The sequence below is a fragment of the Pseudomonas sp. NPDC079367 genome (genome assembly GCF_044542195.1).
In the GTDB taxonomy this organism is placed as follows: Bacteria; Pseudomonadota; Gammaproteobacteria; order Pseudomonadales; family Pseudomonadaceae; genus Aquipseudomonas.
Window position 1 is genome coordinate 12651 of record NZ_JBITTW010000042.1, and the last position, 12634, is coordinate 25284.

General features: G+C 58.1%; 8 protein-coding genes. All 8 read left to right on the forward strand.

Features of this window, described 5'->3' with window-relative positions; translation table 11 throughout:
* Positions 1-2: 2 nt before the first annotated feature.
* From tssK to ACIGDJ_RS23910, 8 genes are read left to right on the forward strand one after another with little or no spacing between them, the layout of a single operon-like run.
* On the forward strand, positions 3-1334 hold the full coding sequence (tssK, locus tag ACIGDJ_RS23875; RefSeq protein WP_016772510.1) for a type VI secretion system baseplate subunit TssK: 1332 nt from the start codon (positions 3-5) through the stop codon (positions 1332-1334).
* A gap of 5 nt (positions 1335-1339) precedes the next feature.
* Positions 1340-2215, forward strand: coding sequence for a type IVB secretion system protein IcmH/DotU (gene icmH, locus ACIGDJ_RS23880; protein ID WP_397479822.1), 876 nt, complete (start codon positions 1340-1342; stop codon positions 2213-2215).
* A 14-nt stretch (positions 2216-2229) separates the two neighbouring features.
* Positions 2230-5769, forward strand: a complete 3540-nt coding sequence (tssM, locus tag ACIGDJ_RS23885; RefSeq protein WP_101161690.1) for a type VI secretion system membrane subunit TssM — start codon at positions 2230-2232, stop codon at positions 5767-5769.
* Positions 5769-6497, forward strand: a complete 729-nt coding sequence (locus ACIGDJ_RS23890; protein ID WP_042608097.1) for a PP2C family serine/threonine-protein phosphatase — start codon at positions 5769-5771, stop codon at positions 6495-6497. The genes tssM and ACIGDJ_RS23890 overlap by 1 nt, the downstream gene beginning before the upstream one ends.
* A complete protein-coding gene (locus tag ACIGDJ_RS23895) occupies positions 6494-7495 on the forward strand; it encodes a serine/threonine-protein kinase (RefSeq protein WP_397479821.1) in 1002 nt (333 codons plus the stop codon). Before ACIGDJ_RS23890 ends, ACIGDJ_RS23895 begins: the two co-directional genes overlap by 4 nt.
* 28 nt (positions 7496-7523) lie before the next feature.
* Positions 7524-9557 (forward strand): type VI secretion system tip protein VgrG, encoded by a 2034-nt coding sequence (locus ACIGDJ_RS23900; protein ID WP_397479820.1) that lies wholly within the window; start codon positions 7524-7526, stop codon positions 9555-9557.
* Between the two features lie 49 nt (positions 9558-9606).
* Entirely contained in the window at positions 9607-11916 is a 2310-nt protein-coding gene (locus tag ACIGDJ_RS23905; RefSeq protein WP_323164096.1) for a M23 family metallopeptidase, read from the forward strand.
* Positions 11916-12491: a hypothetical protein gene (locus ACIGDJ_RS23910; protein ID WP_110599816.1), complete on the forward strand. Its 576-nt coding sequence runs from the start codon at positions 11916-11918 to the stop codon at positions 12489-12491. Before ACIGDJ_RS23905 ends, ACIGDJ_RS23910 begins: the two co-directional genes overlap by 1 nt.
* Positions 12492-12634: the final 143 nt, after the last annotated feature.

Here is a 12634-nt window from a genome sequence, read left to right on the forward strand (position 1 = left end):
TCATGAACACCCATAAAGTCATTTGGCAGGAAGGCATGCTGCTGCGCCCGCAGCACTTCCAGCACAACGATCGTTACTACGATCACCAGATGAAAACCCGCACGCAGTTGCTCGGTGGCTACACCTGGGGTTTTCTCAATCTGGAGATCGACCTGCAATTCCTCAACATGGGCAAACTGGTGATCAGTGAAGCCTCGGGGATTCTGCCGGACGGCAGCCTGTTCGAGCTCGGTGGCAACACCGAACCGCTGGCGCTGGACGTGCCGCCGAACACCGGCAACACGCCGATCTATCTGGCGCTGCCACTGGTCACCGGCAACCACATCGAGGCCCGCCGCCCGGAGCAATCCGACGTGCTCGCGCGCTACACCGCGTACGACGCCGAAGTTGCCGATTCCAACGCCGGCGACGATTCCGCCAGCCAGGTCAGCTGCGGTCGTCCGGACTTCAAGCTGTTGCTCGGCGAGCAGCAGAGCGACCAGGCCTACGTCAAGCTGAAGATCTGCGACGTGCTCGATACCACGCCCGACGGCGTGATCAGCCTCGACCCGGATTTCGTCCCGACCTACATTCAGGCCCACGCCTCCAGCTACCTGCTGTCGTGCCTGAAAGAAGTCATCAGCATGCTCAGCCACCGTGGCGACACCATCGCCGAGCGGATTCGCTCCAACGGCAAGGTCGGCGGCGCTGAAGTCGGCGACTTCATGATGCTGCAACTGATCAACCGCACCGAACTGCTGCTGCGCCATTATCTGGGTCTTGAGCAGGTGCATCCGGAAGAGTTGTATCGCACGCTGCTGACCATGCTCGGCGATCTGGCGACCTTCTCCGGCGAGAGCAAACGCCCGCGTCTGGACAGCCGCTATTCCCATGCCGATCAGGGCGCAAGCTTCCGCAAACTGATGGAAGCGATCCGTCAGGTGCTGTCGATGGTGCTCGAACAGCACGCCATCGAGCTGATCCTGCAGGCGCGTCAGTACGGCATCATCGTTTCGCCGTTGCACGACCACAAACTGCTCGGCTCGGCCTCGTTCGTGCTGGCAGCCAGTGCCAACTGCGACTCCGAAGAACTGCGTCAGCGCTTGCCGCAGCACCTCAAGGTCGGCCCGGTGGAGCGCATCCGCCAACTGGTCAACCTGCACTTGCCGGGGATCAAGGTCAAACCGTTGCCGGTGGCCCCACGGCAGATCGCGTTCCACTCGAACAAAACCTATTTCATCCTCGAACTCAGTTCCGAAGACCTGGCACAACTCGAGCGCTCCGGCGGTTTCGCGTTCCACGTGTCCGGCGAATTCGCCGAGCTTGAACTGAAATTCTGGGCCATCAGGAACTGACCGACATGATCAAGGAAACGGATTACAGCCAGGACGATAAAACCGTCCTGCTCGATCGCCAGGGCCACGGGCCGGCGTCGAGTCCATTGACCGACTTCGCCGCGCCGCCGCGCTTCGAGCAACTGGAAGAACGCATGATCTACGCCGCGCGCCTGCGCCCGGCCGAAGCGTTCAACATCAGCCTCAACTCGCTGGTCGCGGCCTCGTCCGACCTGCTCTCGGAAGTGGTGCGCCTCAAGCACAGCGAAACCCGCGAAAACCTGTACGCGCTCAATGAGCGCCTGACCGCCGGGCTGAAGTTGTTCGAAGTGCGCGCCCTGCACAACGGCGCCGAAAGCAGCCAGGTAATGGCCGCGCGTTACGTGCTCTGCACCGTGGTCGACGAAGCCGTCGTGACCACGCCGTGGGGCAACGAAAGCGAGTGGTCGCAGATGAGCCTGCTGAGCAGCTTCCACAACGAAACCTTCGGCGGCGAGAAGTTTTTCCAGTTGCTCGATCGGCTGTCGAAAAACCCGGTCAAGCACCTGCCGATGCTCGAGCTGATGTACCTGTGCCTGTCGCTCGGTTTCGAGGGCAAGTACCGCGTTCAGGCGCGCGGCATGCTCGAACTCGAAGGCATCCGCGACGCCTTGTACCGGCAGATCCGTCAGTTGCGTGGCGACGTGCCGCGCGAGCTGTCGCCGCACTGGGAAGGCCTCAACGATCAGCGCCGCAATCTGGTGCGCATCGTGCCGGCGTGGATGGTGGTGCTCTTTACGCTGGTCTGCCTGGTCGTGATGTATTCGGGCTTCGCCTGGGTTTTGGGCGAGCAGCGCGACACCGTTCTGCAACCTTATCAGCCGCTTGATCCAGCCGCGGTACAACCGCAGGCGCAGCCGTAAAACAGGGACGTGTGATGAAAAAGTTTTTCAAGAAAGTCGGCGCCTTCCTGCGCCAGACCTGGGTCTGGACTCTGCTGCTGGTGCTGTTCGTGGCGCTGCTGGTGTGGTTCGTCGGCCCGTTGTTGGCGGTCGATGATTACAAGTTCTGGGAAAGCGCGACCTCGCGCCTGCTGACCATCAGCGTGCTGTTCCTGATCTGGGGCCTGACCATGGTCTTCGTCAGCTGGCGCGCGGGTATTCGCAAGAAAGCCGAGGAAGAAAGCGAGGACGGCCAGGACCGCATTCGTCGCGAAGAGTTGATCGACGAAGAACAGAAGGAGTTGAAGGCGCGCTTCAAGGACGCGCTGAAAACCCTGAAAACGTCGAGCCTGTATCGCGGTCGCAGCGAGCGCTGGCGCAGTGACTTGCCGTGGTACCTGCTGATCGGTCCGCAGTCCTCGGGCAAGACCAGCCTGCTGGACTTTTCCGGTCTGGAATTTCCGATCAACAAGATCGACCGCAAGCTGACCCGCGACACCCTCGGCACCCGTCACTGCGACTGGTACTTCGCCGACCACGGTGTGCTGATCGACACCGCCGGGCGCTACACCACTCAACCGGACGCGGAAGTCGACGGCAACGCCTGGACCACCCTGCTGGAACTGCTGCGCAAGCGTCGTCGCGGCCGCCCGTTGAACGGCGTGCTGGTGACCATTCCGGTGGAAACCCTCACCGGCGGCAGCGAGCAGGACATCGAGACACTGGCGCGCCAGGTGCGCAGCCGACTGCAGGACGTGCATCAGAAACTGCACGTCGACGTGCCGGTGTATCTGGTTCTGAGCAAGGCTGACAAGCTGCTCGGCTTCGACGAGTTCTTCGATCAACTGACCCGCGAAGAAAGCGATCAGGTGCTCGGCACCAGTTTCCGCAAGGATCAGGTCGGCACCGATGTCGCGGTTCTGCGCAGCGAGTTCGAAGAGCTGCTGCGCCGCTTGAACAGCCAAGTGATCATGCGCATGCACTCCGAGCGCGATACTCAGCGCCGTGGGCGCATCCTCGACTTCCCGCATCAGCTGGGACAGATCGGCGAGCGTCTGTGCCTGTTCGTCGACATGGCGTTCACCGGCAACCGCTATCAGCGCGCCACGCAACTGCGCGGTTTCTACCTGACCAGCGCGCCGCATCTGACCCAGGAAATGGATTCGACCACCGCCGGCATCGGCGCCAGCCTGGGCCTTAACGCCGGTGTGCTGCCGACCCTGCGCAGCGGCCGTTCGCGGTTCATCCACCACTTGCTCAGCCAGGTGATTTTCCCCGAGGCCGATCTGGCTGGCCTGGACAAGCGCGAGCGCAGCCGCATTCATTGGGGCCAACGTGCGCTGTACGTTGGCGCACTGGCGGCGCTGGCACTGTTCGGCATGCTCTGGGCCGGCGGTTTCTCGGCCAACTACGAGCGTCTGGAAAACCTGCGCACGCTGGCGCAGAACTGGACTCAGCAACGCTCGGCGGTGACGCCGCGCGATGACGCCATGGGCGTGCTGAAAGTCCTCGACACCAGCTACGCCGCGACTCAGGTGTTCCCGAGCAAAAGCGACGTGTCGTACCACGAACGTGGCGGCCTGTATCAGGGCGAAGAGATCAACCCGGTGGTCAAAACCGCTTACGAGCGTGAGCTTGAAGCGCAGTTGCTGCCACGGGTGGCGACCATGCTCGAAGGGCAGATCCGCGCCAACATGAAGGACCGCGATCGCCTGCTCAACAGCCTGCGCGCCTACCTGATGCTGAACATGAAGGATCGTCGCGACGCGGCGTGGCTCAAGGACTGGGTCGCCACTGACTGGTCGCAGCGCTACACCGGCAACACTGCGGTGCAGAACGGTCTGAATACGCACCTGGAGCGTTTGCTCAAGCAGCCGTTCATCTACCCGCTGAACGATCAGTTGGTGACGCAGGCGCGTCAGGTTCTGCGCAGCGAATCGTTGGCCAACGTGGTTTACCGCATGCTCCGCGAGCAGGCGCGCAACCTGCCGGACTATCGCTTCAGCCAACATCTCGGCCCGCAAGGCTCGTTGTTCATCGGCACTGAATACGTGATCCCGGGTTTCTACACCCAGCAGGGTTATCAGCAGTATTTCTCGGTACAGGGTGCAGCGCTGGTCACCGATATCCTGCGTGACAACTGGGTGCTGGGCGAAGGCGCGGGCATCAGTGACATGGATTTGCGTCGCCTGATGGTCGAGCTTGAGCAGCTGTACTTTCGCGACTACGCCAACTACTGGAGCGAAGCCGTTGGCCAGGTCGCATTGCCACCGATCAGCGACGCCGGCGAAGGCGCCGAGCAACTGGCGGGCCTGACGTCGGCCAACTCGCCGGTCCTCGCATTGCTCACCGAAGTGCGCGAAAACACGCGCTTCGAAGCCGCTGCTGATCCGGTCGATGAAGCCGGCGAAGCCGCCGATGCGCTGGCCGGGCAGAAGGGCAAACTGGGCAAGGTCGGCAAACTCGCCGCGGCTGCCGCCGACAAGGCTTCGGCGCTGAACGTGGCGAAGAACCTGCCGGACACCGCGAAGAAATCCCTGCAACGCCGCTTCGAACCGCTGCACCGTCTGCTCGATGACAACAACGGCCCGGGCGCTGACCTGACGCCAGCGTTCAGCGCGCTCAACGACCTGCAACTGCAACTGGCCGGTCTGGCCCGTTCCAGCACGCCGGAGCAAGCCGCGTTCGAAATGGCCAAGACGCGCATGAGCGGCCAGCGTGATGCGCTGACCAACCTGCGCAATGCCTCCGGTCGTCTGCCGCGTCCGCTGAGCGTGTGGTTCAACGTACTGGCCGAGGACTCGTGGCGCCTGGTGCTCAACGATGCCTATCAATACCTGAACGGCCGTTATCAGAACGAGCTGTACAGCGTGTACGGCAAAACCATCAGCAAGCGTTATCCGTTCAGCGCCAGCAGCACCAGCGATGTGGCGATCAGCGACTTCCGCGAGTTCTTCCGTGCTCAAGGCACCGTCGACCGCTTCTTCGACAGCTACATGCGTCCATTCGTCAGCGGCGATCCGGGCAACTACCGCATGCGCAGCGTCGATGGTCACAGCCTGCCGGTATCGAAGGTCTACCTCGATCAGATGGCGGCGGCGCAGACGATTCGCCAAAGCTTCTTCTCGATCAACCCGGCCGAGCCGACCGTGCAGTTCAAGCTCGAGCCATACACCCTTGATCCGGCGGTCAGCCGTTCCGAATTCAAGTTCGGCGACAAGACCATGGAATACCGTCACGGCCCGATCCTGCCAATGACCTTCAAGTGGCCGACCGATGCTGAAGACGGTCGCACCAGTCTGGTCATGGACAAGATGGCCGGGCGCCCGATCGGCATCGAGAAAAACTCCGGCCCATGGTCGCTGTTCCGTCTGTTCGATCTGATGCAGACCGAGTACTTGAACGGTCGTGACGTGCTGGTGCTGAAAGCGGACGTGGGCGGCCTGCGCGCCAACTACCTGCTGACCAGCCAGCGCACGCCGAACCCGTTCGACATGGGCGTGCTGCGCACCTTCCGTATGCCGGTGCAGCTCTGATGCTGGTGGCCAGTCCCTGGCGCAGCGCGGCGCGTACCGACCCGGGCAAGGTGCGGGCGCGCAACGAAGATGCCTTCCTCGACTCGCCGCAGCATGGGCTGTGGGTGGTCGCGGACGGCATGGGCGGTCATCAGGGTGGCGACATCGCCAGCCAGTTGATCGTCGCCAGCCTGGCTGAGTTGCCACAACACGAGGACTTCGACGAACGCCTCAAAGCCATCCGCCAATGCCTGCACTGGCTGAACCGGCGTTTGGGGCAGGAGTTGACGGTCACCGCCGGGCGTCACGACAGCATCATGGGCAGCACCGTCGTCGCGCTGCTGGTGGAAGGCAATCGCGCGGCCTGCATCTGGGCCGGCGACAGTCGTTGCTACATGTGGCGTGGGCAGCGTTTGTATCAGCTATCCAAGGACCATTCGCTGCAACAGCAACTGATCGACGAGCAGCAAATGAGCGTCGAACAGGCGGCAGCGCACCCGGCGGCTCAGGCACTCACCCGAGCCGTCGGCGCCGCCGAGACACTGACCCTGGATGTGCTCGAACTCGAGGTCTATCCGGGCGATGTATTTTTGCTCTGCAGCGATGGTTTGTATCAGGGCCTGAGCAGCGATGCCCTCGGCAACGCCCTCAGCCTCAGCGCGCCGCACGTGGCGCTGGAACGTTTGTTCGACGGCGCTCTGCGGGGCGCCGCGCGCGACAACCTGACTGCCGTGGTGATCCGCCAATGAGTGAACTCGAATCGCCCATCGATGACCTGCTGATCAGCGAAGAGCAGGCCAGCAACCTGACCTACTTCGCCTTCGCCAAGGGCAACAAGGCCGAACCGTTGCTGGCGCCGACCAAGGCCAGCATCGGTGCGCTGCCGGATGTACTCGCCGGTCGCTACCACCTCGAGCGTCTGCTCGGGGCCGGTGGCATGGGCGCCGTTTACCGGGCGCGGGATCTGCTGCATGAGCAGTTCGGCGATCCCGACCCTTACATTGCGCTGAAAATCCTCAGCGAAGAATTTGCCGAATCGCCGGATGCCAGTGCCTTGCTCTACAGCGAGTTCGCCCTGACCCGACGCCTGCGCCACGACAACGTTGTGCGTGCACACACCTTTGAAGTCGACACCGATTGCCAGCGGGCCTTCATCACCATGGAATACATGCGTGGCCTGACCCTGGACAAATTGCTCTGCGAGCGGCCCCTCGGCCTGCCGTGGCAAGAACTGCGCGACATTGTCCTGCCGCTGCTCGACACGCTGGCCTACGCCCACCGTCGCGGCGTGCTGCACGGTGACCTGAAACCGAGCAACGTCATGCTCAGCGAAGACGGCCTGCGCCTGTTCGACTTCGGCCTCGGTCAGGCAGAGGAGGGCACCTTGCCCGGTCTGCCGCACCTGAGCCGCGAGCGTTTCAACGCCTGGACCCCGGGCTACGCCGCCCCCGAACTGCTTGAGGGCCAACCGTTGTCGGCCAGCGCGGACGTGTACGGCGTGGCCTGCGTGATCTATGAACTGGCGGGCGGCAAACACCCGTTCCGCCGCTTGCCCTCGACCCAGGCCCGCGACGAGCATCTGGAGCGCGAGCTGCGCGCCCCAGCGAATCTACCCCAGCACGGCTGGCACGCGCTGCGAACCGCGCTGAGCTTCAACCCGGCAGAACGCACCATCACTGCCCAACAATTGCGTGACGCCTTGGGCGCCACTTCGTCCTGGCTGCAACGTCTGCGACTTCGGGCGTAACGGATGACATTCGAACAGGGAGCACACGATGTTCAACTCAGCTAACGAAACCCACTTCAGCCTCAAGGTCGAAGACTACGTCGGCGACCTGCAAGTGCTGTCGTTCACCGGCACCGAAGGCATCAGCCAGGCGTATCGCTTCGACCTCGAACTGGTCAGCGAAAACCCGGATCTGGACCTGGAAAAACTCCTGCACAAACAGGCCTTCCTGGCGTTCGATCCGCGGGGCAGTGGCATTCACGGGCAGATCTACCGCGTCGCCCAAGGTGATGCCGGCAAGCGCCTGACTCGCTACAAAGTGTCGATGGTGCCGCAACTGCAATACCTGCATCACCGCACCAACCAGCGCATCTACCAGCAGATGTCGGCGCCGAAAATTATCGCGCTGATCCTCGAAGAGCACGGCATCAAGAGCAACGCCTACAGCTTCCAGCTCAGCCAGCCGTGCCCGGATCGCGACTACTGCGTGCAGTACGACGAAACCGACCTGCATTTCGTCCAGCGCCTGTGCGAAGAGGAAGGCATTCACTACCACTTCCAGCACAGCGAAAAAGCGCACCTGCTGGTGTTCGGCGACGACCAGACCGTGTTCCAGAACTTGGGGCAGCCAACTGCTTATGTGCAGGGCAGCGGTATGGTCGCCGACGAGCCGGTGATCAAAGCCTTCAAACTGCGCCTGGAAACCCGCACCACGCGCACCACGCGCCGCGACTACGACTTCGAAAAACCGCGCCTGCAAATGGAAGCCGCGTACAAACCTGACGGTGAGAGCACTGAGCCGGATCTCGAAGATTACGACTACCCCGGCCGCTTCATCGATCGCGCGCGCGGCAAGTTCCTCAGCCAGCGCGCCCTCGAACGCCACCGCGCCGACTACCGCCAGGCCGAAGGTCGCGGCGACCAGACCAGACTGGTCAGCGGTCACTTCATGGAAATGTCCGACCACCCGCGCAGCGAGTGGAACGACCTGTGGCTGCTCACCGAAGTCTTCCACGAAGGCAAACAACCGCAAGTCCTCGAAGAGGGCGTGACCAGCGACACCACCGACAACAAGGACGACTTCCACCAGGGCTACCGCAACCGCTTCCTCGCCACCCCGTGGGACGTGTTCTACCGCCCGGCGCTCGAACACCCGAAACCACGCGTGCTCGGCAGCCAGACCGCCATGGTCACCGGCCCCAAAGGCGAAGAAATCCACTGCGACCAGTACGGCCGCGTCAAAGTCCAGTTCCACTGGGACCGCGAAGGCCAGGCCGACGACAAAACCAGCTGCTGGCTGCGCGTCTCCAGCTCCTGGGCCGGCGACCGCTACGGCGCCATCAGCATCCCGCGCATCGGCATGGAAGTCCTCGTCACCTTCCTCGAAGGCGACCCCGACCAACCACTGGTGACCGGCTGCCTGTACCACAAGGAAAACCCGGTGCCGTATGCACTGCCGGCGAACAAGACTCGCAGCGTGTTCAAAACGCTTAGCTCGCCGGGTGGTGGTGGGTATAACGAACTGCGCATCGAAGACAAGAAAGGTTCGGAGCAGATCTACATCCACGCCCAGCGCGATTGGGATGAAAACGTTGAGCATGACCAGAAGATTCGGGTCGGTAATGAACGCCACGACACGGTGGTGAAGAACACCTATACCGAGCTGAAGGCTGAAGAACACCGCACCACGATCTCCGATCGCAAGATTGAAGCGAAGCTGGATGATCATTTGACGATTGGGCAGAACCAGCATGTGAAGTTGGGGACTGCGCAACTGACCAGTGTGGGCAAAGAGATTCACCTCAAGGCTGGGGACAAGATTGTTATCGAGGCGGGGACGGAGCTGACCATCGTGGGTGGTGGGAGCTTTATCAAGCTGGATGGTGGTGGGGTTACGGTGGTTGGGCCGGTGATCAAAATCAATGCCGGTGGCTCGGCTGGGTCGGGGACTGGAATCGGGATTAAACCGCCGGTGCTGCCGGGGGCGGCGGATAAGGATAAGGCGGGGAGTTTGATGGATCAGGCGTTGGGGAATGCACCAGAAGAGCCAAAACCTAAAACAAAGTACCTGTTATCGCTGTGACGTCAGCGCTCAATGGATTTGAAGAATTTATTAAATATGGATCACACCTATGTTGATTAGCCCTCCATTTCTTCCAGCTCCGACGGCCGGAGAGACTGACGAAGCGTACTTGAATCGAGCAATGCTGTGTGGAGAGCCGGGTGATGGCTTTTTCCCGATCAGCTTTGATTTGAATTGGCACGGGGGGACTCACCTAAAAGCGCCCCCTTTGGCTGGTAAAGTACTTCCGGTCCGGGCCATTGCTGACGGAAAGCTAGCCTATTTCCGTCAACCAACTCCGGTAGATACTGCCGACGATGCGCCTTTGAACTATGGCGGATGGACAGATAACGGCTGTATTGTCCTGCGACATGAAACAGAAATTGGCGAAGGTGAAAGTTCGAAGGTCGTTTTTTATTCAATTTACATGCATCTTTCGAAAATATCGTTGGTAAATCCAAAAGTTGATATGCGGGTTTATCGGAAAGATATTATTGGTGAGTCCGGAAAAATATATGGCGTGCCAAACAAGATTCATTTTGAGATCATTGCGGATGATACTCAGATACCACATCTGTTCGGTCGAACTGAACGTGAGCTAATGTATCAAACCAAAGCTGGTCGCACAGATAGCTGCTGGGGCGATATGCATTTTTATTTACCGCCAGAAGTAATAGGCTATTCACAGCCCGCAGCTAATTGGACTGATCAGAATAGTGCAGGCGATTGTCTGGCTCGGCCACCAGAAGACTTATTCGTACGTATGCATTACGAAAAAGGGCAATGCGTTTTGAGTACTTACACGCTTGAGGGTAAGTGTATTGGTGAACATAAAGAGAGCGAAGGCTTCGAATACGACCTGTTTGAAATTGCTGGCTCTCGCTACCCTGCTTGCCCAAGCGCAGGTTATGAAATGCTGCGATTCGGTCGAGTACTAGGTCCCGATTCCCTTACTCCAGCCAATGCGGCACATTGGAGACAGGTAGCACTACCAACAGGGGTGGCTTGGTTCAACTTAAACGCTAGCACTGTAACCTGTTTCAGCGACGCGGATTTTCCGCATTGGCTAGGTTGGAAATTAATTGATGACGATACCGATGAAGACAGCCACTGTCAGTCGCCCTATCTAAGAGCATTGTTGAAGCTAGATGAGGATCCGCTATTTCCCCCATCTCGTAGTATTGTAGAAATTTCCAAGTCGCCAGATTTTAAACATGCACCAGCAAAGCCAGAGGAAGAGCACGTTTATAGTAAGAGTTTTAGGATTAAAAAGCACAATCAAGAAATAATTCAAAAGGAAGAGTCTCGAAAGCAATTGGAAAAATGCATTTTTAAGTTTCCAAGCGAGTGGGGGCGTGAAAATTTTGATACTCGATATGGCTGGCTTTTGAGCGACTCCGAGCTAGGGCCAGCGATGCCTAAAATTGATTACAATCAGTTAAAGGAGCATCAAAAGGCGATGGCCTTCTGGGAGGATGCAGGCCTGAAGGATATTAAGGCAAAACACTGGCACTTCCCTCCAAAGGAATTTATTCATGTGTTTAGGAAATGCGGTTGGTTGAGTGGTGAGGAACTAACTCAATTGCTTCCGACTAGCGCTCTGCGGATAAAGGATTCAAACTTGGTCTCAGAAGGCGTTACGTTGAGTGCAGTAGCGCAACAAAATATTGGGGATCTGAAACGTCCTTTAAATAAGGCTTTGCAGAAGTTTTTGGTTGCCAATAGTACATTGCGGATGGCTGCTTTTTTTGGGAATGCCACTCAAGAAACCCAATGGCTAGGGAAAATGCATGAAAATAATAGTAGCGCGAAATATTTTCCCTGGGATGGTCGTGGGTTACTGCAGTTAACATGGCCTGGAAACTATGTAAAGTATTGGAAGTTCCGTGGTCGCAAAGTGCCCTCTCCATTAGTAAGCGCGCTTACAGCCGCGCATAAGTCTGCGGATAATACCGGTAGTAACAGCCACCTTGCTGATAGTCAGCTGACGCCCAAAGGGCTGACTGCAGAAATGATTCGTTGGCGTGACGATGTAGAAAAGAAACCAGTTGATGCTACCAACAGTGCGGGAGCTTATTGGGCTTGGACGCAGGCAGCCAAATTGGCTGATAAAAGTCCTGTGATGGTACGAGTTGTTAGAGAATCCGGCGGGAAACAATTTGTGTACTATAGTTGTGAGGTTTTTGGACAGGTTGCCGCAACTGTGAATTTTGGTAGCCCGGTTCATGATGTAACTAAAATCAACAAAGTGAACGGAATAATTGCCCGCAACCAAGCGTATACCAACGCTTTGGTGGTTTTAACTGAGCAGATGAACTTTCCAGACGCTAGTGGAAAAATTAGTGAGCTCCCAGATCCGTTTAAGGCGAGGAGACAGTGATGAAGGTTTGGTTGATTGTTTTGGTTCTTTCATTTTCGTCGATCTCGTTCGCTAATGAAGCAAATGTGAAGTCGTCGGTCATATTTGCAGATCTCAATGTGTGCAAATTTAAAATGAATAATTTGTACGGAGGTGATTATGAGGTGGATAAGGAAGAAGTGCCTGCGCTCTTATTTTATTCGAAAGTTATTAAGCCTAATTCTAGGCGGCCGATAGAAGTCGATTTGAAATTTCGATGTGTGGATCCCGCCGATGCCCAAACTTTTGCTAACTTTTCGGGTGGGAAAATGACTGACAAAGGATGGGTCATGAGTTTGGATCCAGATGTTGAGGCTGACACGTCCATGCATAATACTTTTTATGTATTAAAAGGGAAGAACTGGGAAGGTCCAGCGATATCTCAGGACGTTACAAATGGTGAAGAGGAGGACCGAACACGTGGGTTTGGATTCTGCATCCCCCATGGATCTGCTGCACTTTGTGGAGGTGGAAATGTGGCCTACTTGAATGATCTAAATGGCTCTGCGTTGAAGGAGGTCATTAAGATGGTTGAAACTATTGAGTTTGTTGAGTAAGGCTCTAAGGTAGAGGAAGGATTTGTTTTCATCTGAATTTGTTAATAATCAAAGGGGGCGGATTTATTTTTTGCGCTCGACCGCTTTGAATTTAGTTGAGAACTTAAATAGATCTGACCCGTTTGTCGGTTCTGACTCTATCT

Coding starts and splice junctions, on each gene's coding strand:
- tssK (WP_016772510.1), top strand. CDS start 3: ATGAACACCCATAAAGTCATTTGGCAGGAAGGCATGCTGCTGCGCCCG.
- icmH (WP_397479822.1), top strand. CDS start 1,340: ATGATCAAGGAAACGGATTACAGCCAGGACGATAAAACCGTCCTGCTC.
- tssM (WP_101161690.1), top strand. CDS start 2,230: ATGAAAAAGTTTTTCAAGAAAGTCGGCGCCTTCCTGCGCCAGACCTGG.
- ACIGDJ_RS23890 (WP_042608097.1), top strand. CDS start 5,769: ATGCTGGTGGCCAGTCCCTGGCGCAGCGCGGCGCGTACCGACCCGGGC.
- ACIGDJ_RS23895 (WP_397479821.1), top strand. CDS start 6,494: ATGAGTGAACTCGAATCGCCCATCGATGACCTGCTGATCAGCGAAGAG.
- ACIGDJ_RS23900 (WP_397479820.1), top strand. CDS start 7,524: ATGTTCAACTCAGCTAACGAAACCCACTTCAGCCTCAAGGTCGAAGAC.
- ACIGDJ_RS23905 (WP_323164096.1), top strand. CDS start 9,607: ATGTTGATTAGCCCTCCATTTCTTCCAGCTCCGACGGCCGGAGAGACT.
- ACIGDJ_RS23910 (WP_110599816.1), top strand. CDS start 11,916: ATGAAGGTTTGGTTGATTGTTTTGGTTCTTTCATTTTCGTCGATCTCG.